Here is a 25,763-nt window from a genome sequence, read left to right as displayed (position 1 = left end):
GCTATTCTTCTCAAAATACAAGTGAAAAGCAGCCTACGCCAGCCGGGAAGCGGGTTTTCCGCAGTTGGCTCTACCGAAAGAGGATAGCGGCTGGGGATTGTGAGGAAAGGATAGAATTGACAATGCGGATGCCCCAGTGGCCTCTCTTATGGTCCGCCAACACCTGCTACAGGCGCTGCATCAAAGGGCAGCGGAACTTCAGGGGGCGAGCATGCACATGCCGGGGATTTTTCAAAAAGAATATCATGCGTTTCTCCTGGAAACGGGCTTTGACGACCCGGACCCTCAAAGCCTCTTGATGGATCTGGCGTCCCTCAGCATGGAGGTCTATTTGAGAGAAATCGCCTGGCTGTCCGATTTTTTGGGACGCCTGGAAAAGGCGCGGCAGGTGGCGTGACGAGCTGAGATCATTCCTGAAAGTTAATTGAAGCATTACGCAAACGGAATGTGACTCCTGTCACTGCAACTAGCGGCTGGATAGAAGACAGTGGTCCCGCATCGTTTGACCTGGGGCGGTCAGATACCAAACGTCAGGACCCCGCAGAACCAACCTTGCGGGCGACAGCATTGGAGCCGCCACCCATGTTTGAGCAGTACCGCAATCACGCCGGACAATATGCCGCCAACTACTACCGGTCGATGTTGGCCCACCAAAAATCCCTAGACCAATATGGAAACTATTTCGTCGCATCGAAAATCGGCGAGGCGGCCTTCTGGACGGCGGCGATGTCCGTGGTGGGAATGGGGTTGGCCTCCCGATTTCTAACAGGCATAGCGAGATGGAGGGCTGGGGTTGGGGCCTCTGACGAAATGGTAGCTGGGTACGAGGCCACATATGTCACACAGACTCTCTCCCGACTGAAAGCCGGTGTCGCTGTGGCGGTGATTGATGAAATCAGGCAAGTCGGGATGGAAGGTCGCTTTAATTCCGTCAGTGCGTTGTGGGACAAAGCAGTCATGATATTTTTTATTTCTGTCCTCGCGGTACCGGGCAATAAATCTACGACGTATCTCGCCAAGGGCGTGAACCAGATACGCCCGCAAAATGCCGGCATGGTTGGTCTCCGCCAAAAAATCCTAAAGAAGCTACCCGAACTCCCCAATGTATATCAAAGGGGCGGTGACAAACTGATTAGCTATCAGACCGCGGCGCTCGGAACGGCATTGTTTGGAAAGACCACCAAGCCTATGAGCGAAAAAGCGATTATCGATGAGCTGATCAAGAAAATCGATTATGACCGGCACGTATTTGACAAGTTGTTCGATCAATTCTCGACCCAGTTTGCTTATCAAATGATGGAAATGGCTGTGGCGGCAGACCGTGCGATCCAAAAGGAATATTCGACGAGGGATTTTTCCGAAAATGTCCCGAGATCGTTCAAGTGGTTCGACCGGCAAGGAAACACCCAAAACTATAATAAAGACATGAGAGGCTATATCACCTCCAGGACGCTAGCTTTGTTCTGGCAAAAGATTGAGGACAGGCTCATTCAACTCTCAAACGCATCCATGGCCGCCAAAAACAAATACGCACATAAAGATCGGGCCCGGAAATAGTGGCCGGGGAAATCCCGGTGCTTGGTGGATTGGTGACTGCTTTTGATCGCTAAGCTGCCATTCTTCGTTCGGGTTTTGAAAAGGGATACTTGCGCAACTGCAAGTGGTATAGGTGTTTCCGTCGCTATTCAGTAATCGCCATTTGAAATCAGAGTATGTGTGCTCTGTGTTACAGTTAATGCGTGCGATTTTTCATAAAAAGAGAGCGTGACGTGGATGGTACGTACCGCTCGCTGACCGGTTTATTCAGGTGAATCGGAAAGTTTTATTTGCGCATCGAACCGGATGTGGGAGACCGTGATGTCTGATTTGTATAAGGGAATGACAATCGACCGGGCTGCGATGGCGGCCATGGATTTGTGGATCACCAAATATGTCGGTCCCTTCTCCATTGCCTACAACAACGCATATAAGAAATTCAAAGCAACCATAGATGCCGACAAGGCGGCGGCAGCCAAAGCAAACGAAGAAAAAGCGGCTTTGGCTTTGCTGGCGCTCAGTGTCTGCGGCGGTTCTATCCTGACCGCGACCATCGGAACGGCTTGCTTAAAAACTGCGACCGGTAAGGGAGCCTTGAGTGCACTCCATGGCCCTATCCTGGACTACATCGTCAAAAAAGACAGTATGCGCATGTACAATGCTGCAGAGTTTGCCAGCAGCAACGCCACCTTGCACTTCATCTTGGGCTCGGTCTACGACAAGATTTCGGGAGATCTCAGTGCGGCGGCAAAATCCGCTTTGACTGCCGGGGCGCTGAATGCCTCCGCGGAGAGCATCATCAAAGACCCGGACAATATGAAAACCAAACTGCAGATGCATGTGAGAAGCTTGCGGCTGAAGATCTTGCTGGCCGCAACAGCGATCGACACCAGCAAGCGCAGCGAAAAGGAAAAAGAAACCCTGCGCGAAGAGCTGAAAAAGTCTCCTTATTTCAGGGCAATTCCCGATATCACGAACCAGCAGGCCAAATTACAGGACAAAATCGAGTTGATGTTCTGGATGAACCACATCACGCAACAGGATCGGTTTGCTGTTTATACCCAAGAACATGGCAAACATGGCTATCATAATCGCAGTGTCACGAGAATGCCGATCAGCAAGTCGCCACGGGATCCGACTTATCCGAAATGCCACGAAAAAGGCCCTTGGGCTTATGACCGGTTCTCCGAGCGTTGGGGAATGGCTGAAACCTATGTTGAATATGTTGATACCGGAGATAAATCGGACGCGCGGATCAACACGCTGTACAAGGCGTATTTCAAAAGAGGCAACTTTTTTGACAACGCTGCATCGCTATATGGCTACAGCGCGAAAAACGTCGATGGAACATCGATCAGGCGGGCCGAAGATGCGCTTAAGAAACTGCACACGGAGCTGAAGGTACCGGCAACCGTCCGTTAGAGCGGCCGTTGCATTGGATGAGACGTCTGATGTAGGACAGGTTGTTCTTCAGTTAGGCCGGAAAGGGGATGGCGGTCTCCACTGCGGATCTGCGGGCAACGCCGTTAGCACCGGCATCCCAGAAAATCGTCCTGCGGGGTCGGGCACATCAGTTCCTGCCTGGGAAAGCCCATGCGCATTTTATCGAATTCGGCGGAAAAGCCGCCATTTGCCCAGCACCATTTGCCGTTACCCAAAACCGTGTGGGAGGCATCGCAGGAGCGGCCCAGATAGAGCGTTTCCTTTTCCCGGGTCACGGAAGAATTGACTCCGGCTTCATGAAACCGGGTGACCGGATATTGGGACCGCAAAACATAGCCCGATGGGTTGCAGCTGATCGACCAGCTGTGATTGCTGCTGACATAATCAAAGTCTTCGGCCACTGCTGCAAAGGGCACCAAATGTAGTGCCACGGCCAGAACTGCAAAAAGAATAGTGTTCAAATTCATGTTTGAATCCTCCTGAATGCAGAAGATACTAAAATGCCTGATGATCCAAAGGCGACCAAAAAGAAGCGGGTATAACCCTGCACAACTTAGCCTCAAAGTGAGGGACGGCAACGTAAGGATTGTCCGACGCCCAAACAAGAGCGTCGAAAAAATTATCGAATTATGTCTCTAGAACATGCGGTCGATCAGGTTTCATGCCTAGTTACGATTGTTTTGCGGTATGGCGCCGCTTTGCCAGCTCCCGGTAAAGCGCCTCTGGTGACATGCCGATTTCCGCGGCGATGTCCTTAATCTGTCTATCCGGATAAGAGCTGTATTTGACATTGATCCAGAAGTCGAAGCGGTCGGATACTTTTTTCAGGCTGCGGACTTCCGTGTTCAAGCGTGCCCTTTGAACGGAATGGGCAAGACTGGCCGCCCAGTTCTCAGCCCAGGCGCGGTTGGATGCCAGGCGGTCTTTGAATTCGTTTGTTCCAAGCTGAGCAACTGTGGTTTGACACCGGGCAATCGCATCGCAGTGATAGACCTCTGAATACACAGAGGCCTCGGCCAATACCGAGTCCTGACTGGCGCTATTCAGCACGATCTCATTTCCCGAAGGGGTGACCCGAACCAGATCGATCTGGCCGCCCTGTACCAAAAACACGTTCAAGATGCCATCGCCCGTATGAAAGAGGCGTTCGCCTTTTCAAATGATCTCTGGACTGCATCCGCGAATACCTATGAACGCCAATCAGACACTTCGCTATCATAAACGAACTTGTTGCCTGGGAAGAACTCTCGAAATTCGAGACCTCTCTTGGCTGGGTCGAGTGGGAGCCGTGACCAACTTGTTGGATGCGACTTCGTATTCAATCTGTCCTAATTGCAACAATTGCTTCCCTGTTGGATCGGCGGACACGGAACCGTCGCATAAGAACAGAAGACGCAACAATCACCTTCCAGTGGTTTCAGCACTGTGTGACACGATTTGCACTCATAGAACCACTGGCACGCATCGGTCGGCATGGTTTCGATTTCGACATGTCCGCAATTGGGACATGTGATTGTGCTTTCCAGTACTGGTGTTTGATCTGTCATGGCTACATTTTTGAAATTAGGAAGTCGTTGATCGCTGCCTCATAGGCGACAATGATCCATGCCGTCCCTGTAAAGATCGTCGATCCGCTCAACCACCATTTCAGCCTACCAATTGTCTGCCTTCTGAACGACAGGAACCAGACTGCAATAAGCAATGCCGTCGATACACCGAGCACATAGTAGCTGTATGCTGTGACTTGCCCGAATATCGCAATCCAACCGCCGCCAACCCCTAGCAACATCATTGTCATAGGCAAAACGCAACAGGACGCGACGCCAATCGAGCCTATGGATGCCACGTAACTGATCCCGAGATAGCTCCTCATATTTTGTTCCCTGATGCGTTTTCGCTTGCCGCTCCTTGTGGACGGCGCTGAATGAGACCTATAACTCCTGTAGCCACTACAGGATCAAGCGATGCCCACCCACTTGTTTGCGATTGGAGAAGCCGCTCGTCGAAGCGGAGTTGGAATTGAAACAATTCGCTATTACGAACGGGAAGGGATAGTCCCCAAACCTGACCGGGCTGCCAACAACAGGCGGCTTTACTCGCTTGTTGATATCGGCAGGTTGCGTTTCCTGAGAAAATGCCGGGATCTGGGTTTCAAATTGATCGATGCAAAAACGCTGTTGGAACTCTCTGAACAGCAGCGAACCGATTGTCAGTCTGTTAAGAAGATTGCTGAAACGCACCGAGCAAATGTTCAAGAAAAAATCGCTGAGTTAAGTCAACTCGATGTCGCACTGAGGCAGCTGACTGAAAATTGTTCGCGTGGTCGCACAGACTGTCCAATGTTGAAGAAGTTGCGCCTCGTTGGATAGCTGAACTTTCAACCGATCTGACATGATCGCTATCATATGAGCGCTTGCGTCTGCCGGGTAAACCCTGAAGATCGCTACAGGGAGCCCTCTCATGAAACATCTTTTGATGCTGCCCATTGTCCTGATGCTTGTCATCAGCTCGAGCCTTGCCGAAACGGCAGCACACAGTCACGCCGACATGCATCAACATCGGATCTCAGATGCATTTGTGCCGAAAGAGCCAGGGCAGGGGGCCTTTGCCTCTGTTCAGGAAATCGTAGAGCTGTTGCTCTCCGATCCGCAAACGAATTGGGAGCGGGTAGATCTGGAGGCTCTCCGTGTTCATTTGGCTGACATGGATAATGTCACACTGTATTCAACCGTTGCCGTGGAAGCTCTGATTGACGGCGCTCGGTTCACGGTTACATCAAAACAGGACACTGTTCGCCTATCGATCAAGAATATGTTTCTTGCACACAGTCTCGAAATGTCCGGAACGTTCGGCTGGAACCTGAGCGCGGAAGAAGTTCCGGAAGGAGCCGTGTTAACGGTAACCGGGCCCATTGAAGATGCGTCCAAGATCAAGGGCCTAAGTTTCATCGGGGTCATGACGCTTGGCATGCATCATCAAAGCCATCACCTGGCAATCGCACGTGGCGAAAACCCGCATTAGGCTGTGCGAACGTAATGTGAGCACAGCCGCTCGCTTTTTCGTAGTAAATTCGGATTAGCGCGGCGCACGTTGATGGAGTTCAAACCCGGTAACCCGCATGGCTCCGAGGCTGCATTCAGGTTATTTGGGGCGCGATATCGAGCGCTGCAACATCGTGGCCGCAGCTCCTATCCGGATCACTGACCTTCATGATTTACGTCTTGTCGAAAATACTGCCGGTTATGAAGGTTCGTGCTTGGGTAAGGCCAGCAGGTAGAGCTGTATAAAAATATTTGAGTATGTCTGTTGACCTTCCAGCAACTGGAAGTCCCATTTGTGGAGCGCCAATTAACTTCGCATCAGGCGCTTCTATGTCCTCGAAACACAAACTGTCTTTGTCCATCCCTGACGTGTCCAGTGTATCCGGCGATGGACGGAGCTACGCGGCGAAGCGAAACTGACTTAGGTCATGTTTGGATTTTTGAGCATTTGATTGACGAGCGAGCGGGAGAACTGACTTGATGCAACGGAAGCTTCTGTTTTTGTTGTGCTTAGCTTTAATTGCCGCTGGAGGTTATTTCCTGTTTGGCAAGCGGTCCGGTGAACCTTCGGGTGAACAGGGGCAGGCGATGGTTGAGGTTGTCGTTCCGCCCCTAGACGGAACGACAAAACTCGGTGAGCGGGCTTACAACGAAAATTGTGCCAGTTGCCATGGCTCGAACGCTGCCGGACAGCAAGGCATTGCTCCGCCACTCGTGCACAAGATTTACGAACCGAGCCATCATGCCGACGGTTCGTTTTTCCTCGCCGTCAAGCAGGGAGTTCGGGCACATCACTGGCAGTTTGGGAACATGCCCCCGGTCGAAGGCTTGACCCGGCGGAACGTTGAGCTGATTGTTGCATATGTCCGTCTCGTTCAAAGAGCCAATGGAATTTATTAAAGGTCCAATGAAGAGCGCTCTGCCAACATTCCTGAGCCAGTTTTTGATGTCAGTCGCAGTGCTGATGTTTTTGGTTGGTGGTGCCACGTTCAATCATCCGATGACAGGTCACGACCATCATGGTCATGAGCAAGGAGACACACTTGATCATCATCGTGTCGACACCGATCAAGGGGATATCGGATTTGCTGAGGCGCAAACAGTTCACTGCGGCGCCAATCTGCTTGCTTTGACGTGCGAATTCGAACCGATTTCGCCCGCGTTCCCCAGCGATGTTGAAATCATAGAAACGGGGCTGGTTTTGTTAAAATCCGGCGCGGTTGAACCTCCGCCCCCACGACACCTTTCCTAATCCCAGCGCAAAACGGTGGCTCAAGCCGCCATATATTCTGGTATAGGAAAGAGAAACCAATGAAACTGTCCGTATTTTTTCTTTCGGGAGCGCTTGTTGTTTCAGGCGTTGCTGCTGCTGTGGCGCATGGTGGCGCCACTGGAATTGTCAAAGAGCGCATGGATGCCATGGGGGCCATGGGCAAAGTCATGAAGTCACTCTCCGCAATGATGCGCGGTGAAACCGAGTATGACGCATCGGCCGTTCGCAAGGGGGCAGAAATCCTTCAAAGCCATTCCGGCGAAGCGCTAACGAAGCAGTTTCCTGAAGGCAGTATTGAAGGGCCTTCAGAAGCCAAGCCCGAGATTTGGTCCAATTGGGAAGAGTTTTCCAGTATTTCCGGGCAGCTGGAACTGTTCGCAACCGCTCTGGGAGAAGCCGCAGACAACGGACTTTCCAAACCGGTCGCCGGGGGCACTATGATGAGCCAGGGCGGCTTGATGGGCCAAGACACCATGATGGGCCAGAGCGGCATGATGGGGGATCCGTCGCACATGCAGAATCCCGAGCTCCTTGCGCAAATGCCGGTGCAGGGGCTCTTTAACATGACAGCGCAAACGTGCTCGGCCTGTCACACAAAGTTCCGCATCGAGAAAAAGTAGGCCCGTGCGGATTTGGCTTGTTGGCGCGTTCTCCGCTCTTGCGATAGCAGGAGCGGGGTTCGCCGGGCTGTATTACTGGCCCATAGGAAAACCTGTAAAACTTACAACTGCGCAGGGCGATCCGCAGCGCGGCGCCTATCTCGCCCGGATGTCCGGATGTATCGCGTGTCATACGGATTTTGAAGGCGACGGAAAGCCGCTCGCAGGCGGGCTGAAACTACCCACCGACTTTGGCACGTTTTATTCCCCCAACCTGACCACTGACCGGGAAAACGGTATCGGTGCCTGGACCGTGGAAGACTTTGCCAAGGCAGTCCGGCAGGGCGTGTCTCCAGACGGTGATCCTTACTACCCGTCTTTTCCTTATCCGTTTTATGCGAAGTTTTCAGATCAGGACGTTGCCGATTTATGGGCGGCATTTCAAACAGTTCCGCCGGTCGCGAAAGCCTCGAAGGTCCATGAAATGGTTCCACCATTCAATGTGCGGTCCGGTCTTAAGGTTTGGCGCGGTGTATTTCTCGATCCAGAACCCTTTCGGCCCGATCCGGACCGGAGCGAAGAGTGGAACCGGGGCAAGTTCATTGTTGAGGGTCCCGCCCACTGCGGAGCATGTCACACGCCCCGAAATCTCCTTGGGGCCCGGCAGCCAGAGCTCTATTTGCACGGGGCAGATAAGCTGCCTGATGGCAGCAAATCGCCCCCCATCACCAGCGCTTCTCTAAAGGAAGGGGGGTGGACGATAAGCTCACTATCCTACGCCTTGCAGACGGGGATAATGCCCAACGGCGACGTATTTGGCGGCTCAATGGGAGAAGTCGTGAGAGATGGCACAGAGTATTTGTCCGAAGCGGACCGGATAGCCATCGCGACATACCTGTTGGAGAGACGCGACTAAAACCATGATCAGCAGATGAACTCTTACAGCGGTTCGCGATTTATTGGTTTCATTTGACCGGAGCAAATTTGATTTCTGGCTAGACGGTTTGCGTGCGGTGGTTTGATCATCATAAACGCACACCAACGACGCCAGAGATCAAATGTGCCCGGCCCTTTCAGGTCCAAATGTTTCAAATGGAAGGGTGCTGCAAAACAGTCCCTCGGCAGCGTTGCGCTGCTTGCACGATCAACCAGATCGCTTTACGCGACGCGCCTTGCCGAACGATCCATTTTGCAGCATCAAATGGATCCATTTAATTGCGACGCGCTCTGAGATCTCGGCCGGGATTACAACAGCGGCTTTGCGGGCAGTTCCATGCTGCCTCTTGTCGCTTTGAATTTGTTTCACCTATGCTGAGGCTCCCATTGCGATGTTTCAGCCCCGAGGTCCGAATTGGAAGCATATGCTGAGAACTTCATGTCAGGCCTGCGTGATCGCGGTCAGATCGAACAAATGTTCGAGTTGCTTCCCGATATCTATTTCTACATCAAGGACCGGGAGTGCCGATGGGTCATGTGCAACCAGGCTTGCTTGCGCCTTCTGAACTTTCGGTATCAGGCCGAGGTGGTCGGAGCCACAGAGAAGGACTTCTTTCCTCCTAAAATCGCTGCATTGATCGAACAGGATGATCGAACTGTCATTGACACCAATCACCGTATTATCAACCGGACGGAACTCATCGTGGATGAATCCGGCCACTTGACCTGGGTTTCGACCAACAAGGTTCCGCTTGCTGGTGCCGATGGCGAAATCAAGGGATTGATGGGAACCACGCGCGTCATCTCACGATCGGAACAATTGCCGGACGAGTACCAGCAGTTCAGCAAAGTGATCGACTTCATCCAGGCAAATGTCGCTGAGAAAATCGACATCAAGGAACTTGCTAAAATCTCCTGCCTCTCCGACAGTCATTTCAGGAAGCGGTTTCGCATGCAGTTTCGCTTGTCACCACAGGAGTTCATCTTGCGGACCCGACTTCAAGCAGCGTCCAAGATGCTCATATCCACGGATGAGTCCATCATCAATGTGGCTCTGGCCTGCGGTTTCCGAGACCAGAGTTACTTCGCTAATCAATTCAAGAAATTCTTTGAACAATCCCCCAAGAGATATCGCGCAACCTGGGGTCAAAAATAAATTACAGTCAGGCGATAAGCGAATAATTACAAAAAATCACTCGCCTCACAAAAGCAGTCAACTGAACTATTTGCTAGGTTTTTGCAAAATTCACCCAGCTACGGGACCTGGAATTTCGCACGACCATGGCTTTCTTCACTCACAAAAATCTGCAGGTTTCCTATGACCTGCATGGCGAGGGAAAAGATATTCTTTTCCTTCATGGTCTGGCAGCTGACAAAGCGCAGGTCAAAGCCGCTCTTGAAGGCTTGAGCGGCTACCGCATCATCAGTGTAGATATGCCGGGACATGGCGAGACCAGGCTCTCAAATAACAATTTTTCGGTGTCTGAAGTGGGTTTTAATGCGTATGCAGAGGTTGCTAGTGCACTTTTGCAGCATCTCGGTATCCGGAGGGTTGTCGCCGGGGGGATCTCGATGGGGGCTGGCATAGCCCTAAACCTGGCCCTATCGCATCCCGGATTGATCAGAGCTCTTCTTCTGGTCCGCCCTGCCTGGCTGGACCGTCCGGCGCGGCCGCACCTGAACATTCTGGAAGAGATTGGCAGCTGGCTGGACTTGCTTGGATTGGAAGACGCTGAACAGCACTTGGAAACACATCCAACGTTCAACTCCATAAAAGCGGAAAATCCAAATAGCGCGTCCTCGATCAAAGGTGCGCTTACGCGTCCCCAGGCCGTCGAAGCTGCTGGCATCTTGAGAGCGCTGATAGCGGATCAACCCTTTCAAAGGATCGAAAAACTCGGTCGTCTTTCCATGCCTGCGCTTGTTATCGGAAACAACGCCGACCCGCTGCACCCTTCCAGAATTGCCCGCGAAATCCAGGGAGCCCTTGGCGAGGCGGAATATTTTCACGCGCCGCCCCGTTATCTCGCTCCTGATGAGCACCGTACGGCCGTTGTCGAAACAATCACCCGATTTCTCAGTCACGCGTTGCAGGCGGCAGACGCCTAAGCAGCTCACCCTTTGGAGGAGACAGCAATGATCACCAAACGCATTTCTACTGCGCAAATCCTCAGCAACCTGCAAGCCAAGGTCGACCGACGAGACCCAATCATGATCTCAAGTGCAGGGAGCGGCCTCGTTGCGAAACTTCTGGAACGTGCGGGATCTGACTGCATCAACACCTTCTCCGGAGCAAGGCTGCGTGCCAACGGGATGGGCACGATGTCTATGATGTGGCCAATCCTGGATTCCAACCGGCAAACACTGGATTACACAAGGGAAGACATCATGCCTGCCCTTGAGGGAAAGGCATTTGTCTGTGCTTGCCTGAACGCAAATGATCCGCTCAAGGACATGCGCATGGTGCTGGACGACTGCAAGCGGATGGGCGTCAACTCCGTGTCCAATATCGGTCCATCAATCAGTTACGTTGACAAGGATAGCGAAATTGGCCGCGTGATCCGAAGCGCCGGTATTTCGCTCGACAACGAAATCGAGATGCTGCGCCTTGCCCGGGAAGAAATGGACATGGTGAGTATCGGCCTAGCGTTCACTATGGAAGATGCACTTCAGATTGTGGAACAGGCCCGGCCACATGTATTTTGCTACCACGCGGGCACCACCAAGGGCGGCCTGACCGGTTACGACAAAGGCCTGACCATCCAGGAAACGGCTGACGAGACCGAAAAGGTCTACCAAGCGGCCCGGGCCATCGACCCTAACGTCATCCTCGTCGCTCATGGTGCGGCGATGGAGACCCCCGAAGACGCTCAATTCATGCTCGACAACACCAGCGGTCATGGCTTTTGGACTGGTTCGTCCACGGAACGGCTTCCGATTGAGCGAGCCGTCAGTGCCGCTGCTGCGGAGTTCACCTCACTCAAGTTCAACAGCTAGGACGGAGGCGCGGTCATGGGCAAGACGATCGCCATACTGGCAACTTTGGACACCAAGGGTGCAGAATGCGGCTGCCTCAAGGGAGAGATTGAGCGTCTGGGCGCGTCGGTCCTGCTGCTCGACATGGGTGTCGTCGGTGACAGCGAAATTGAAGCCGATATTTCCAATTCAGAGATTGCTGAGAAGGGTGGTACCCCGCTTACCCGTCTGAGGCAGGATCCATCACGCGACCGCGCCGCAGAGGTAATGATCAAGGGGGCAAGCCACATTGTTCTCGATCTGATCAGCAATGGAAAAATCGACGGCCTCATCAGCCTGGGTGGAACCCAGGGCACCAACAACTGCTGTCAGGTCATGCAAGCACTCCCATACGGATTTCCGAAAGTCATGCTGTCGACCATGGCGTCGGGAGACACATCTGGTTATGTCGGGATAAAGGACATCACGATGATGTTCTCCGTCAGCGACATTCTTGGCCTGAACCCGTTTTTCCGCCGTATGTTGTCCAACGCGGCCGGTGCTGTGGTGGGGATGGCCGATGCGGACGAGGCAATCGCGTTTGATTCCAGCAAACCCGTCATCGGTATCACCAATCTTGGCGTTTTGACCAAGGGAACCATGCTGGCGATGGAACTCTTTGCTGAGCGGGGCTTTGAGACCATCGTCTTCCACGCGGTCGGCCCCGGCGGCAGGGCCATGGAACAACTGATGCGGGACGGTTTCATCAGCGCGGTTTTCGACTATGCGCTGGGGGACATAACCGACGCCCTTTTCGGAGGGATCCGTGCTGCGGACAAGAACCGTCTGACGGTTGCCGGAGAGCTTGGTCTGCCCCAGGTTGTCGTGCCGGGTGGCGTCGATCACATCGGCATCGTTCTTGACGAACCGCACTCGGTGCCCGAGGCCTACAAGGACCGCCTACACAGCTACCACAACCCTGTCATTCTGGTTCCGCGCACGACGGGCCCTGAGCTTGTCCAGATCATGGAGGAGATCCGGGACCGTCTGGGGACTGCCAAATCGAACACGGTTTTCATGCTGCCAAAAAAGGGGATCAGTAGCTACTCCGTTCCAGGAGGAGTGCTCTTTGACGCGGAGAGCGATGCTATTTTCCACGACGCGGTCCGCGAGTTGCTGCCAAAACATATTCCTCTCATCGAAGTCGAGGCTGCAGCTGAGGACAAAGAGTTCGTTGAACGTGCCGTTGAAGAGCTCGCAAACCTGATCGAAACCAGCAGGGAACAATCGAAATGAAGAACCGCTGGAACGAAGACGAGGCCGCACGGGCTTCAAACGACCTTGAGTTGCGGGCCTATTCGTCCAGACTGATAGGCAAGGACCCTGCTCTCGTTCTTCACGGCGGTGGCAACACGTCAGTGAAGTCGACCGAAGCCGATAGGTTCGGTGCCCAGCGGCCCGTCATCTGGGTAAAGGCAAGCGGGTTTGACCTTGGAACAATGGGGGCGGAAGGCTTCACCGCCCTGGACCTTGCCAGCGTCACACGATTGGCCGGGCTGGAGCACCTCAGTGACCCCGACATGGTCAACGAAGTGGCACGGGCGCGGCTAGATAGCAACGCAGCAGCTGCCTCGATCGAGGCGATCGTTCATGCACTCATTCCGTTCAAATTTGTCGACCATTCCCACGCGGACGCCATTTTAACGATTTCAAACAGTCCTGAGGGTGCGGCAAGGTTTGCCGAAATCTATGGCGACAGGGTTCTGGTTCTACCCTATGTGAAACCCGGTTTCGATCTTGCACTGCAATTCCGTCAGCAGATCGCTGAAAAAGATCTGTCTCAATACGAAGCGGTCATTCTTGAACACCATGGGATCTTTACCTTCTCCGACAGTGCCCGCGACAGCTACAATGCTATGATCAAGGTTGTCGACGAGGCTGAACGGTATCTACTCGACAATTATGGCAGTCCACGGTTTTCCCGGGAAGGCAACGAAGACGCGGTTGAGATCGCGCGAATTCGACGCCTTGTCAGTGAATTAGCCAGTTTTCCTGTCATATCCCTTAAGTCGGCCAAGGTAGGTCAAGACAAGGCCAAGCGATATGGAACGCTTTTGAGAGGCGGCACGGTCACGCCTGAACATGTGATTCACAACAAGCCCTTTCCGGCTCTGCTCGGCGATGACCCCGAAGCCGGATTACTCAGTTTTCGTGACGATTATCGCGGCTATTTTGACCGCGCCGGCAATCATAGTTTGCAAATGTTGCCCCCTTACCCGCATTGGGCCATCAGCTCAGACGGCTATACGCGCAGCTTTGGCCGGGATCTGAAACGGGCTTCCATCAGCTCCGACGTTGCCGAAACTTCTTTGAAGGCAATGTACTACGCCGACAAAATGGGAGGCTGGCAGGGATTGGGTGAAGACGATCTGCGCGGCCTGGAATACTGGGAACTGGAACAGGCCAAGCTCAAGCGCCAGCCCCCTCCATCTGAATTGACTGGTAAGATTGCGATGGTTGCCGGGGCTGCTTCCGGCATTGGCTATGCCTGCGCCGAATTGCTTGCCGACAAAGGGGCAGTGGTCGTCGGCCTGGACATATCGCCGTCAATTCTTGGCTCCATGAACCGCCCCGGTTTCGAAGGTCTGGTCTGTGATCTGACTGACGAGGACAGCGTTGCAGCAGCTTTTCGGCACACCGCGGAGACCTATGGCGGGCTCGACATTCTGGTAACCAGCGCAGGCATCTTTCGAACGGGCAACACCATCGAAACGCTGGAAGACGACAACTGGGACCAGTCGATGGCCATCAACCTGTCGGCTCATCGTAAGGTCCTCAAACAGGCGATCCCCTTCCTTCGACACGGCATCGAGCCCGCTGTTGTTTTCATTGCCTCGCGAAACGTGACAGCACCTGGGGCTGGTGCAGCCGCCTATTCTGTGTCCAAAGCCGGATTGACCCAGTTGATGCGGGTGGCTGCCCTGGAACTTGCAGCAGACGGCATAACCGTCAATGCAGTGCATCCAGATGCAGTGTTCGATACCGGCCTCTGGACCGAACAGGCCCTTGCGACATCCGCAGCGCGCTACGGATTGAGCGTCGAAGAATACAAGACTCGGAACCTCCTGAAGACAGAGATCACTTCGCGCGATGTTGCCCGTGCTGTCTCGGCATTTGTCGACGGAACATTGCCAAAGACGACGGGAGCACAGCTGCCTGTCGATGGCGGCAACGACCGTGTTATCTAGGTATTAGAAAGACCGATCTTGACCAGCGGAAAGCAACAGCTCTACCTCGGCCTGGATGTGGGTACCTCCGGCATACGTGCCGTGGTTTCGGATAGAAAAGGTGTTTGCATTGCGGGTGCCGAGGATCGGTATCTCACCAGCGCCCAAAGGCTGTCACCAACGTCCTGGGTGTCCTTTTGCCTCTCGGTGCTTGAGCGATTGTCGAAGGATGTTGATCTGAAATTAATTGCCGGTCTGGCTGTGGATGGACAATCCGGCACGGTCCTGCTGTGCGATGCGGACGGTAAACCTCTGTCTCCGGCAAAATTCTATCATGAAGAGCCAAGTGAAGATGCCAAGGACTTGCTGGCAAAAGCTCTTGGGAAAGGGGCGGCCAGCCTGCCACCAACGCTCGGGCGGGTTGTCGATCTCTGGACCATGGACCGGCCATCAACGTTTCGCGTTACCCATCAGGCTGACTGGATTGCAGGACAGTTTTGCGGCCGTTTCGATTTCAGCGATGAAAACAACGCTCTCAAACTGGGTTATGACCCGGCAGCAAAGGAGTGGGTTTTCGACCCTGCTTGCTTGCCTTTTTCTGCACAATCTCTTCCCGAAGTGCGCATTCCAGCGAGCCTGGCCGGAACACTTAGTGCCAGCATGGCGTCCAGAACCGGCTTGTCAGCAACCTGCAAAGTCTACACGGGCACCACAGATGGAATGGCCGGTTTTCTTGCAGCCAGTGGTTTCGCTGACCTGAAACCCGGGACAGCCGTTACTTCCCTTGGAACCACAATGGTTCTCAAGGCGGTTTCTCCGTGTCGGGTAGATGCCGGTTCAAATGGTGTTTACAGCCACAAACTGTTCAACCACTGGGTGGCAGGAGGAGCAAGCAACAGTGGAGGAGGTGTGCTCTTGAAATACTTTGCGCCAGATCAGCTGGAGAGGCTCTCCAAACAGATCGACCCGACGGTATCTTCTAAACTCGACTATTACCCGCTGACAAAGAAGGGAGAAAGATTTCCTATCTCCGATCCGGCACGAGAGAATAGCACCGATCCGCGGCCGAGCTGCGATGTCGCTTTCCTGGCAGGATTGCTGGAGTCGATCGCCCGGATTGAAAGGCAGGGTTATGACCTGTTAAGCAAAAAGGGCGTTCCCTATCCGGCTCAAGTCAGGACCGTTGGAGGGGGCAGCAAGAACCTCGTGTGGAACCGAATTCGCGAACGGGTTCTGGGGGTGCCGGTTCTGACAGCCCGTCATTCTGAAGCGGCCTACGGCGCAGCATTGCTGGCATCGCTTGGCGGGCGCGCGCGCTGATGGTTGCCGATTTCAGCAATCTTTTTGTTTCGGGATTGTCAGCGGTCGCTGATCAGTACGATTCCTTCGTGTTTGATCAGTTCGGTGTATTGCACAACGGCACTGAACTTTATCCCAATGTGTTGCGTGTCCTCAACGAGTTGAAATCGTCCGGCAAGATCTCTCTAGTGTTGACCAATAGCGGGCGAAGTGCGCCGGAAAATTATGACCGCCTGGAAAAACTGGGCCTGGCAGGACGTCTTTTCGACGGTGTGGTCACATCAGGAGACGTCGCTGTTCAGGCAATTCTGCCCGCTTACGTGGAAAACCACGGGCCGCGCTGTTTCAACATCACCAGTGCCAGTGCAGATCGTCTGAACTTGTCGAAAGTGCGCGGGCTTGCTCTCGTCGATACGCTGGAGGCGTGCGATTTTGTATATCTGTCCGGCATGTCTCCTGGCCTGAGCGCCACCTGGGAGAACGACCTTCTGCCGAACCTGGTTGCTAAGGGAGCGCCGCTTCTGTGCAGCAATCCGGACAACGTTGCCCCAGATGCACAAGGGCTGACAGTGAGCCCAGGAACGATCGCCCACGCCTATCGTGATCTAGGTGGCAACGTCCAATTGGTGGGCAAGCCACATCCCCTGATCTACCAATGGGTTGACCGCCGATTGGCAGCTTTGGGCTGCAAGAATCCTTTGTTTATTGGCGATTCCTTTCATCATGACATTGTCGGTGCTGAGCGCGCCGGTTTCGACAGTCTGCTGGTGCTAACCGGCATCCATCACGCCGAATTCGAGCTGGGCGACTTCAATGTCAGCCTCGCAAAACTGCTGAGCGAAAGCGAGTTCGCACCTACCTGGGTTGCCGCAACACTCTGAGAGGTTGATGTGCAGAAAATTGATCCGGAATTCATCTCATTATCCCGCAGGATCGGCGAGAACCCATTGTTCATACAAGGCGCCGGCGGCAACACCTCACTCAAGACCGGAACCGACCGGATGTGGGTGAAAGCGTCCGGCAAATGGTTGGCGCAGGCCGAAGCCGGAGAAGTGTTTGTCCCGGTGAACCGAACCAGGATCAACGAACAGATCAGGGCGGGAATTGAGGATCCCTTGTCTGGGGCATCTTACAGTGATGATGTCTTAGGCCTGCGTCCCTCAATTGAAACAACATTGCACTCACTGATGCCGCACGCAGTCGTTTTTCATACGCATTCGATCAATACCATCGTCCATTCAGTACAAAAAAACGCCGAGAACATTTTGGCCGAGAAGCTCAAGGGGTTCGATTGGGCCTTTGTGCCTTATTCCAAACCGGGTCTCCCCCTAACGCGTCTTGTCTCCGGTGTATTGTCGAAAAGAACCTGCAATATTTTAGTCATTCAAAATCATGGACTTGTCGTTGGAAGCGAGACGGTCCAGGAAACTCTGGCACTCATGCTGGAGCTGGAAGCAAGACTTATGACAACCGCTCGACCGGTGAAAAAAGCCTGCTTCCCAACGCTAAACCAACTTTGCTCAGGCACTGGCTTTGTGGCTGCTGAGTGCAATCTCACACACCAACTTGCCCTCGATCCGCACGGTTTCGAATATGCGCGCATGGGGTCTCTCTATCCTGACCATGTCGTTTTTCTGGGAAAATCAATCGCCGCCGTCGACACAAAGGACGAGTTGAACGCTTTCTTTGAAACATCGTCGGAAGACCCGTTGTGGCCGAAAGCGGTGGCGCTGCGTTCGGTAGGTGTGTTTCACGACAAATCCTTGTCGGCAGGTGGCCATGAGATGCTGAGAGCCTTGGCGAACACTGTAATCCGACTGCCGCTGTCAGCCTCTCTGAACTACCTCACAGCGGAAGAGGAACGGGAATTGGTAGACTGGGATGCCGAGAAATACAGGCAAGCACTGACCGGATTGTGAGAAATGCAATTCGCCATCTGGACTGCCTAACCCGACAAAAAAGCGAATAGTCATAAAAATACCTGCGCCGCGCAAAAGCATTTCCGACAAGAGTTGATACCGTTATCGCAACGTCATGCAGTTGTAACAGCGGGGTGCAGCCCGAAGATGTCAGAAAAATGCAGTGACATGTCCCATCAGGCTCATGGCCTGAAAACGGCAATCCCGGCAAACGATTTTGACGCGTTTGGCGCGTGGAGCCAGCGCAAGAAATTTCACGAATTTCGCCAAAACCTTCATGCCTCCAGCGGCCAGCGCAACCGGTGTACCCGCGCGCAAACGCGTACGTTGGGTCCAATGTCAAAGAACGCCTCTCATCAGATAACGCTCAATGAATTGCCACGATTGGATCTCCCATGTCGTCATTGAGGGTAACGGATCTCGTAAAGTACTTTGACGATGTGAGGGCGGTTGACGGTTTGAACTTGGATGTTCAAAACGGCGAATTCTTTGCACTTCTGGGTCCAAGCGCAAGCGGTAAGACGACAACCTTTCGTACCATCTGCGGCATAGAATCTCCGACTTCCGGCACAATTGAGATCGACGGACGGGATGTGACCAACGCGGCAATGCGTGACCGCGATGTCACCATGGTTTTCCAAACCTTTGCGCTGTATCCGCACCTGACAGTGCGAGATAACCTCGCTTACCCTTTGCGTCAGCAAAAACTGGCCGCGTCTGAAGTGAACCGGCGCATTGACGAGATTGCAGAACTCCTGAGATTGGCGCATACGCTCGACCGCAAACCAGGAACGGCCAGCGGTGGTGAACAGCAACGCATCGCCATCGGGCGAGCACTCATTCGCCAGCCGCATCTGCTTCTGCTTGATGAACCACTCACCAACCTGGACGCCAAGCTTCGCCACGACACACGGGCAGAATTCAAGCGAATTCATCGTGAGCGCCAAATCACCATCGTTTACGCCACCCCAGATGAACTCGAAGCCTTGACCATGGGAGAGCGCATCGGGGTCTTGCGGGATGGACGTATCGCCCAGACCGGAACACCCGATGAGCTCTACGATCGTCCGGACAGCTCTTATGTTGCCGGGATGGTCGGTTCACCACAAATGAACCTGATCGACGCCAAACGGGGCGGCGACGACAACCAACCGTCCGTTGTGACCGGATTTGGCGAATTCCGCGAAGCACCCTGGCGAAATCCCCTGACGGAATTTTCTGTCGGCGAGGAGCTGATTTTTGGAATTAGGCCCCATGAGATCAAACCGGTGACCAAGTCGCTGGCGGATGGAGGTTCGACATTTGACTGCAAGGTTCACCTGACGGAGCCGATCGGCGACCTGGTCATTCTCGACCTGATTGCCAATGGCAACCGGCTGAAAATGGTCCTGCCGGAAGAGCAGGCCATCGGCTACCCGCCGGGCGCTTCACTTACCTGCGGCTTCGATCTCGACACCACGCATGTATTTGCGAAGGAAACCGGAACGGTCATCAGGCAGCCGGTCCAGGAAAAACATAAGCCTAAACTCTAGAGAGGAACGTATGGAGACGACAATGAAACAATTGTTGACCACAGGAAGTGCAATCGCTCTAGCGGGCTGCCTCGTTGCAACCGCGCCTCCGGCCTGGGCCAAGGACATAACCATTCAAATGGCTGCACCGGATTGGGGCCCAACCCGGTTCATGCAAGAATATGCGAACAAGACTTACAAATCTCCGTCAGGCAACAATGTCACGTTGGCCATCGATTTCATTCCTTGGCCAAGCTTCTACGAGCGCGTTGCTGCGTCCATGGCCTCGGGGGAAGAGAAGTATCAACTGGTCGTTTCAGACAGTCAGTGGATCGGCACCTTCATCGAAGGCGGCCAGTTTCTGAAACTGAACGACCGTATTGCCGCAGACCAGGAACTTGCCGCCATCCTGCAGGATGTCCATCCGGCGCTGACCGAAGCTTATGCAACCTATCCCTACAAATCCGACAACATCTATGGCTTCCCGCAAATGCCGGATACCAAGGTTGTTTCCTTCCGCACCGACCTGTTTTGTCATGAGGGAGAAGCTTCGGCATTCAAGGAAAAATTCGATAAGAAATTGCCTTGCACCTACGAAGACTGGGTCGAAGTAGACTGGGACACCTGGGGCAATATTGGTGAATTCTTCATGCGTAAGTCGGGTGATACGCTTGCAGGTGAAACGCTGACTGAAGATTTTTACGGTATCGCTTACCAAGCCGGCAAAGGATACGACTTCTCATCTGGACAGATCAACGCTTTCATCTGGCAGGGCGGCGCCTCGATTTGGGACGAATCCGATCAGCCGAATGCCCAGGCCGTCGGTGTGGTCAACTCCGATGAGGCGGTCGCCGCCTTCCAGAAATATCTCGATCTGCTGCAATATTCACCACCGGTCTGGAAAACAGGTCAGATGGATATCTTCCAGATCAACGATCTGTATCTGCAGGGCAAGATCGCGGCCATCATCAACTGGAACGCGCTTTCGTCTGCCGCGGTCAATCCCGAGGTATCCAAGGTTGCCGACAAGACTGCCTATGCGATGCCACCCGGTACAATTGATGCCAACGGTGAGATGGTCCGTTGGGACAATATCGGCGGTCAGCCCTTTGTGCTGACAACATGGAACTCCGATGAAGTTGTCGATGAGGCATTGAATGTCGTGAAATGGTGGCTGTCCAAGGACACCCAGGAGGCGTTTGCCTTTAACGGGGGAACCGCAGCCATTAAAAGCGTGATGAATGCGCCCGGTTACAACGACTTCAAACCCTGGAACCGCGCTCACGTAGAGCTTCTTCCTTGGCAGAAAGATTTCTGGCATGTGCCTGAATTCTTTGAGCTGCTGACACAGCAACAGGAAGAATTCGACAAGGCAATCACCGGTCAGAAAACGGCCAAGGAAGCACTCGATTCGATTGCCGCGTTCCAGCAGGATCTTTTGACCGAAGCCGGCCGTATCGACTGACTTCAGCTGCAAACACTTCTTCCTCCAGCGACCGGGGGGCGACGGCAATCGGCTGCCGCCTCCCACGCCCTCGAACGGGATGGCGATCAGGCGGTGCCGAGCCGCACTGCAAGGACGGACTTTATGACGAATTTTCTGCAATGGCTGATGGACCCGAAACGGAGAGGTGCGCTTCTTGTCACCCCTGCAATTGTTTTGCTGTTCGTCATGAACATCTTTCCGTTGATGTGGTCGTTCGGTCTGAGTTTCTTCCACTACAAGGCATCGTCCCTGAAACCACCACGTTTTGCGGGCCTCTACTACTATGAAAAGGTTCTCAGTGACCCGGTGGTCTGGGAACGGTTTCAGACAACCGCAATCATCGTTACCGCCAGCGTGCTGATGCAGATGGTGATCGGATTTGGCTTGGCGCTACTGTTTGCAAAAAAGTTTCCGCTGCGCCGTGAGATCATGATGCTGGTCCTCACTCCCATGATGCTGTCGTTCGTCGCGGTGGGGGTCTTCTTCAAGCTCTTTTATGAGCCGACTTTTGGATTGCTGTCCCAGGCGGTCATGTACTTCACCGGTGAGCCGTTCGGTCTTCTGGCCACGCAAACAGGCGCAATCATGGGAATTGTGATCGCTGATGCCTGGATGTGGTCACCCTTTGTCATGCTGCTGGTCTTGGCAGGTCTCGTTAGCGTTCCGGACTATCTTTATGAGGCTGCCGAAGTTGATCGGGCAACGCCGTGGCTACGTTTCAAGACAGTTACCTTTCCCTATGTGAAGGGCTTGCTGCTGTTGGCCCTTCTCTTCAGGACGATCGAAACTTTCAAGCTGTTTGATGTGGTTTACATCATCACAAATGGTGGACCCGGTTCGTCCACGGAGACCATCGCTGTTTATGTCTACCGGATGGCCTTCCAATTCTTCAAGACCAGCCAATCGTCAGCCCTTTCCTACATCTTGCTGTTCGTCGTGATCGTGCTGACAAACCTCTATCTCTACTTCGTCAATCGGCGAGAACGGGAGGCCTAATCGATGGCAGCCAAGACACGGAAAAGGCGCGCGATCCGCGAAGCTGGATGGGGCAGAACGCTTGTTGCCGGTGCTATAGGTCTTGTCTATTTCGCCCCGGTCCTTTGGATCGTTCTGACGGCTTTCAAGACAAGGCAGGACGCCTTGGCAACCCCTCCGAAACTGTTCTTCCAGCCAACTCTGGAAAACTTCGTGCGCGTTTTTTACCGGGTGACCACAGATGGCGAGCAACTGTCGACCGGTATGGGCCTCTATTTCTTCAATTCCATGTTCGTTGCCGGCGCCGGTGTGTTGCTGGCAACCGTCATCGGCACGCTCGCAGCTTATGGCTTTTCCCGGTACCCGCTGCGCGGCAATGATACCTACCTGTTTGTCATTCTAACAACTCGCATGCTCCCCCCGATCGTCGTGATCGTTCCGATCTTCCTCATGTTCCGTGTCACAGGTCTATCTGGCGGTTATGTCGGGATCATTCTGCTGTATGCCATGTTCAACCTGGCTTTCTCGGTCTGGATGATGAAGAGTTTCTTTGATGAACTTTCGCCAGATGTTGAAGACGCTGCCCGGCTAGACGGTGCAAGCGACCTGACAGTGTTCTTCAAGATCTGTCTGCCGCAACTGAAAGCAGGACTGGCGGCAACCGTCGTCTTTGCGTTGATCCTGACCTGGAACGAATTCTTGTTCGCCCTGTTGCTGACCGGGAACGACACCCGAACGGTGCCGGTTGCGATGGCTCGTGCCATGGGAGGGCAGTTGGGTGTGGACTGGGGTCTGTTGGCGGCGATCATCACGCTGTTTCTGATTCCCATCTTCATCTTCACCTACATCTTGCAGAACCATCTCCTGCGTGGCGTCACCTTCGGCACGGTCAAGAAGTAGGAGCGGACAGATGGGACAGATCAGAATTGAAAACCTCACCAAGCGTTTCGGCAGCCTCACAGCTGTGAGTGATGTTGAGATGACCATCGAAGATGGTGAGGTCCTGTGCCTTCTCGGACCGTCGGGATGCGGCAAGACGACGACGTTGCGCATGATTGCCGGATTGCAACAGGAAACCGAGGGCGACATTCATATCGGCAACACGCGGGTCAATCACTTGCCGCCATCCGAGCGCGACATTGCCATGGTGTTCCAGTTCTATGCACTTTATCCAACTTTGACCGTTGCAGAGAACATCGCCTTTCCGCTGCGATCCATTCGAATGGGCTCAGCGGAAGTCGACGCCCAGGTAAACTCGGTCATGACGGCACTGCAGCTTCACGACGTCGCCAATCGACGGCCTGGCCAGCTCGGTGAAGGCGAGAAACAGCGAGTAGCCGTCGCGCGCGCCATCGTCAGGGACCCAAACTGCTTTCTTTTCGATGAGCCGCTGAGCCGACTGGACATCACCCTGCGTGAACAGATGCGCGGCGAAATCAAAGAGATCTTGACCGGTCTTTCCAAGGCAACGGTAATTGTTACGCATGACCAGCTCGAAGCTCTTACCATGGCGGACCGGATCGCTGTCATGCGCGCGGGGCGGGTTGAGCAAATCGCGACACCACACGAGATCTTTAATCGACCGGCAAATCTCTTTGTCGCCGGGTTCATAGGCACGCCTTCCATGAATCTCCTTCCAGCAACTTTCTGTGCCACCAAAGATGGCAAGGCGGGCTTCAGCGCGTTCGACCGGCTCTTTTTGAAAGAGGCAGGGCCGCTCGGTAGCGGATTGAATCTGGGATCCAAAGTAACCTTGGGTATTCGGCCGCGGGCGTTTCAATTGCGCGACTATGGAAGTGAAGACGGCATTTCAGTTGAGATCGAACTGATCGAACCAATGGGAGCCGAGACCTTGCTGCATGCCCGTACACAAGGTGCAGATATTCGGGTCGTGGTCGACAGAAGCCACAAGGTGAAAGTCGGCGAACGGATGAACCTTACTCCCAAACCGGGCCAGACACTTGTCTTCGACCAGAATGAACAATTGGTGATGTCATGAGTTCACAAGCACAAAAGGGCATGACGGCCGCGCGGGCCCGCAGGCTGGAGTTTGCGATCATCGGTTTCTGTGTCGTGGCACTGGTTTCCATCTTTCAGCCGTTTAGCCATCTGCTGTTTTCGGCAGGTTGCGTGGGTGTCGTCGTGGCTGGCCTTGCATTCAACCTGATGCCATTTTGCAGGCCCGGTGTCAGTCTCGCCAAAGTCGGGCAGGTTGCGGTGATCGTTCTGGTCATTTTTGCGGTCGTCGTGGCTCTGGCGCTCGCTTCCGCCTGGGGATACAGCCTGTATCTCAAGAGCTGACAAAGGCCCGGCTATTGCTTTAACTGCCCCGACCGCGTCTACCCCGTTTCTGTTATTCATATAAGTGGAAGGTACGTCTTCTTTCCGCCCAACCTAAGAACTCGCGGTGGTGCATCATCCCACAGAAATTTAATCCGATCGCACGCCACAAGGATACCGGTGAACATGGTTTGGGCGGTTAACTTTTGTCCATTCGTATGAAACGCAAAGCTCGACGCCCAAATGGAATGAACCCAACTTGTATTGACTCGGATTAAGTTGACGGCACCGTTCTGCGGCCAGAGTTGGTACTTCCAAACGGCGTTGATCCTAAAACAGCAGCACACCGTCCTTCGTTGGCGTTGCGCTGTCCGGTGTTGCTTTCGTGCTGTCGTCGGTTTGTTCGTCTGGAACAATCGAAGCGACCTGATAGCGACCAAGGTCGCTCATGGTCAGCATCAGGGTCACAGACATTCCAGGTTCAAGGCTGGGTGTTACTTGCACAAAGGGAGCAAGAGGCAGGTCCATGGTCATCGCCGGCCAACCGATCCTTTGATTGGCCTCGTGGCTGACGTTGACGGCTCCCTCTGACAACGAGTTAACGACGCCGCGAAGATGGATCGCGCCAACCAATTGTGCGCCACTCTGTTCAAGCGCCGAATGATCCATGTTCTCCTGCGTGTCCATAGGAGGAACAACGCTTTGAGGCAGGTGAAAACCTGCTAGTGCAGTCTGGGGCATACTCGGTGTCAGCAGACTTGCAAGAACCATCGCGATGGAAATGCTGCTTGGTTTCATGATCTCACCAAAGAGTTTTTAGTTGTCATTTAGGTTGCGTTTTGCACCATTAACCGCCGCCCGGATCAATCGATCCGGGCAGCAGTCCGCCGGATGTTGATCAGTTCGGCATTATCGCGCCGATGGCGTACAAGCCGTCTTCACCCTTCATCAACATCAAGGTGACGGTGTCGCCGGTCTTGATGTCTCCCATCATTTTCGCACCTTTAACGACCGTAAAATCCATGGTCATGGCCGGCCAGCCGATTTCCGGGATAGGGTCATGGGTGACATTGGCCGTGCCGTCGCCGAGGGAGTTGACGACTGCCTTTGTGTGGACAGCTCCCTCCATCTGCTCGACGTTCATCGCCATGTTGGAATGGTCCATTCCGGAATGATCCGAACCGTGTTTGGAGTCGGCAATGGCCGCAGGGGCGGTGCTGGCTGCCACAATGGTTGCAAGTGCCAGGTTTTTGATCAGTTTCATGGAGTTTCCTTTCTCATAT

General features: G+C 53.8%; 28 protein-coding genes and 1 pseudogene. 23 read left to right on the top strand and 6 right to left on the bottom strand.

What is annotated here, in order from left to right; translation table 11 throughout:
- Nucleotides 1-136: 136 nt before the first annotated feature.
- From FJ695_RS21275 to FJ695_RS21265, 3 genes are all read left to right on the top strand, one after another.
- A complete protein-coding gene (locus FJ695_RS21275; RefSeq protein ID WP_209010760.1) occupies nucleotides 137-397 on the top strand; it encodes a hypothetical protein in 261 nt (86 codons plus the stop codon).
- 185 nt (nucleotides 398-582) lie between these two features.
- A complete protein-coding gene (locus FJ695_RS21270) occupies nucleotides 583-1,557 on the top strand; it encodes a hypothetical protein (protein WP_141187306.1) in 975 nt (324 codons plus the stop codon).
- Nucleotides 1,558-1,857: 300 nt separating this feature from the next.
- A complete protein-coding gene (locus tag FJ695_RS21265; RefSeq protein WP_141187305.1) occupies nucleotides 1,858-2,958 on the top strand; it encodes a hypothetical protein in 1,101 nt (366 codons plus the stop codon).
- Between the two features lie 104 nt (nucleotides 2,959-3,062).
- Here FJ695_RS21265 and FJ695_RS21260 read toward each other — a convergent pair whose 3' ends face one another.
- From FJ695_RS21260 to FJ695_RS21245, 4 genes and pseudogenes are all read right to left on the bottom strand, one after another.
- Nucleotides 3,063-3,446 (bottom strand): hypothetical protein, encoded by a 384-nt coding sequence (locus FJ695_RS21260; protein ID WP_141187304.1) that lies wholly within the window; start codon nucleotides 3,444-3,446, stop codon nucleotides 3,063-3,065.
- A 202-nt stretch (nucleotides 3,447-3,648) separates the two neighbouring features.
- Nucleotides 3,649-4,122, bottom strand: a pseudogene (locus FJ695_RS21255) (Crp/Fnr family transcriptional regulator); the annotation flags it as partial.
- A gap of 185 nt (nucleotides 4,123-4,307) precedes the next feature.
- Entirely contained in the window at nucleotides 4,308-4,526 is a 219-nt protein-coding gene (locus FJ695_RS28355) for a GDCCVxC domain-containing (seleno)protein (RefSeq protein WP_141187302.1), read from the bottom strand.
- Nucleotides 4,527-4,528: 2 nt separating this feature from the next.
- A complete protein-coding gene (locus tag FJ695_RS21245) occupies nucleotides 4,529-4,852 on the bottom strand; it encodes a hypothetical protein (RefSeq protein ID WP_141187301.1) in 324 nt (107 codons plus the stop codon).
- A 91-nt stretch (nucleotides 4,853-4,943) separates the two neighbouring features.
- Between FJ695_RS21245 and FJ695_RS21240 the strand changes: the two genes are divergently transcribed.
- From FJ695_RS21240 to FJ695_RS21145, 20 genes are all read left to right on the top strand, one after another.
- Nucleotides 4,944-5,348: a MerR family transcriptional regulator gene (locus FJ695_RS21240; protein WP_209010759.1), complete on the top strand. Its 405-nt coding sequence runs from the start codon at nucleotides 4,944-4,946 to the stop codon at nucleotides 5,346-5,348.
- Between the two features lie 91 nt (nucleotides 5,349-5,439).
- Entirely contained in the window at nucleotides 5,440-6,000 is a 561-nt protein-coding gene (locus FJ695_RS21235; RefSeq protein ID WP_141187300.1) for a hypothetical protein, read from the top strand.
- A gap of 500 nt (nucleotides 6,001-6,500) precedes the next feature.
- The gene (locus FJ695_RS21230) at nucleotides 6,501-6,920 is read left to right on the top strand and encodes a cytochrome c (RefSeq protein ID WP_141187299.1); all 420 of its coding nucleotides are present in this window, start codon (nucleotides 6,501-6,503) and stop codon (nucleotides 6,918-6,920) included.
- 7 nt (nucleotides 6,921-6,927) lie between these two features.
- A complete protein-coding gene (locus FJ695_RS21225) occupies nucleotides 6,928-7,272 on the top strand; it encodes a hypothetical protein (protein ID WP_141187298.1) in 345 nt (114 codons plus the stop codon).
- Nucleotides 7,273-7,331: 59 nt separating this feature from the next.
- Nucleotides 7,332-7,913, top strand: a complete 582-nt coding sequence (locus FJ695_RS21220; protein ID WP_141187297.1) for a cytochrome c — start codon at nucleotides 7,332-7,334, stop codon at nucleotides 7,911-7,913.
- 4 nt (nucleotides 7,914-7,917) lie between these two features.
- Complete coding sequence (locus FJ695_RS21215) at nucleotides 7,918-8,808, top strand: cytochrome c (protein ID WP_141187296.1); 891 nt, start codon at nucleotides 7,918-7,920, stop codon at nucleotides 8,806-8,808.
- A gap of 459 nt (nucleotides 8,809-9,267) precedes the next feature.
- The gene (locus tag FJ695_RS21210; protein ID WP_141187295.1) at nucleotides 9,268-9,984 is read left to right on the top strand and encodes an AraC family transcriptional regulator; all 717 of its coding nucleotides are present in this window, start codon (nucleotides 9,268-9,270) and stop codon (nucleotides 9,982-9,984) included.
- Between the two features lie 125 nt (nucleotides 9,985-10,109).
- Nucleotides 10,110-10,937 (top strand): alpha/beta fold hydrolase, encoded by an 828-nt coding sequence (locus tag FJ695_RS21205; RefSeq protein WP_141187294.1) that lies wholly within the window; start codon nucleotides 10,110-10,112, stop codon nucleotides 10,935-10,937.
- Between the two features lie 27 nt (nucleotides 10,938-10,964).
- Nucleotides 10,965-11,825 (top strand): phosphoenolpyruvate hydrolase family protein, encoded by an 861-nt coding sequence (locus tag FJ695_RS21200; RefSeq protein WP_141187293.1) that lies wholly within the window; start codon nucleotides 10,965-10,967, stop codon nucleotides 11,823-11,825.
- Nucleotides 11,826-11,840: 15 nt separating this feature from the next.
- Nucleotides 11,841-13,079, top strand: coding sequence for a Tm-1-like ATP-binding domain-containing protein (locus FJ695_RS21195; protein ID WP_141187292.1), 1,239 nt, complete (start codon nucleotides 11,841-11,843; stop codon nucleotides 13,077-13,079).
- On the top strand, nucleotides 13,076-15,031 hold the full coding sequence (locus tag FJ695_RS21190; protein WP_141187291.1) for an SDR family oxidoreductase: 1,956 nt from the start codon (nucleotides 13,076-13,078) through the stop codon (nucleotides 15,029-15,031). Before FJ695_RS21195 ends, FJ695_RS21190 begins: the two co-directional genes overlap by 4 nt.
- Nucleotides 15,032-15,049: 18 nt before the next feature.
- Nucleotides 15,050-16,330, top strand: coding sequence for an FGGY-family carbohydrate kinase (locus tag FJ695_RS21185; RefSeq protein ID WP_141187290.1), 1,281 nt, complete (start codon nucleotides 15,050-15,052; stop codon nucleotides 16,328-16,330).
- Nucleotides 16,330-17,190 (top strand): TIGR01459 family HAD-type hydrolase, encoded by an 861-nt coding sequence (locus FJ695_RS21180; protein ID WP_141187289.1) that lies wholly within the window; start codon nucleotides 16,330-16,332, stop codon nucleotides 17,188-17,190. Before FJ695_RS21185 ends, FJ695_RS21180 begins: the two co-directional genes overlap by 1 nt.
- A 9-nt stretch (nucleotides 17,191-17,199) precedes the next feature.
- On the top strand, nucleotides 17,200-18,228 hold the full coding sequence (locus FJ695_RS21175) for a class II aldolase/adducin family protein (RefSeq protein WP_141187288.1): 1,029 nt from the start codon (nucleotides 17,200-17,202) through the stop codon (nucleotides 18,226-18,228).
- A 395-nt stretch (nucleotides 18,229-18,623) separates the two neighbouring features.
- Nucleotides 18,624-19,760 carry an ABC transporter ATP-binding protein gene (locus tag FJ695_RS21170; protein ID WP_141187287.1) on the top strand — a complete coding sequence of 379 codons (1,137 nt, stop codon included), beginning with the start codon at nucleotides 18,624-18,626 and terminating at the stop codon, nucleotides 19,758-19,760.
- Between the two features lie 22 nt (nucleotides 19,761-19,782).
- Nucleotides 19,783-21,204 (top strand): ABC transporter substrate-binding protein, encoded by a 1,422-nt coding sequence (locus FJ695_RS21165; protein WP_141187286.1) that lies wholly within the window; start codon nucleotides 19,783-19,785, stop codon nucleotides 21,202-21,204.
- 123 nt (nucleotides 21,205-21,327) lie between these two features.
- A complete protein-coding gene (locus FJ695_RS21160) occupies nucleotides 21,328-22,221 on the top strand; it encodes a carbohydrate ABC transporter permease (RefSeq protein ID WP_141187285.1) in 894 nt (297 codons plus the stop codon).
- Between the two features lie 3 nt (nucleotides 22,222-22,224).
- Nucleotides 22,225-23,100 (top strand): carbohydrate ABC transporter permease, encoded by an 876-nt coding sequence (locus FJ695_RS21155; protein WP_141187284.1) that lies wholly within the window; start codon nucleotides 22,225-22,227, stop codon nucleotides 23,098-23,100.
- 10 nt (nucleotides 23,101-23,110) lie between these two features.
- Complete coding sequence (locus tag FJ695_RS21150; RefSeq protein ID WP_141187283.1) at nucleotides 23,111-24,199, top strand: ABC transporter ATP-binding protein; 1,089 nt, start codon at nucleotides 23,111-23,113, stop codon at nucleotides 24,197-24,199.
- Complete coding sequence (locus tag FJ695_RS21145; RefSeq protein WP_141187282.1) at nucleotides 24,196-24,501, top strand: hypothetical protein; 306 nt, start codon at nucleotides 24,196-24,198, stop codon at nucleotides 24,499-24,501. Before FJ695_RS21150 ends, FJ695_RS21145 begins: the two co-directional genes overlap by 4 nt.
- Before the next feature lie 309 nt (nucleotides 24,502-24,810).
- Here the strand turns inward: FJ695_RS21145 and FJ695_RS21140 are convergent, their stop codons facing one another.
- Entirely contained in the window at nucleotides 24,811-25,278 is a 468-nt protein-coding gene (locus tag FJ695_RS21140; RefSeq protein WP_209010757.1) for a copper-binding protein, read from the bottom strand.
- 100 nt (nucleotides 25,279-25,378) lie between these two features.
- On the bottom strand, nucleotides 25,379-25,744 hold the full coding sequence (locus FJ695_RS21135) for a copper-binding protein (protein ID WP_141187281.1): 366 nt from the start codon (nucleotides 25,742-25,744) through the stop codon (nucleotides 25,379-25,381).
- Between the last annotated feature and the right edge of the window lie 19 nt (nucleotides 25,745-25,763).

The organism is Labrenzia sp. PHM005 (genome assembly GCF_006517275.1).
GTDB lineage: Bacteria > Pseudomonadota > Alphaproteobacteria > Rhizobiales > Stappiaceae > Roseibium.
The sequence above is the reverse complement of the archived record's forward strand: the minus strand, read 5'-3'. Positions and strand labels throughout refer to the sequence as shown.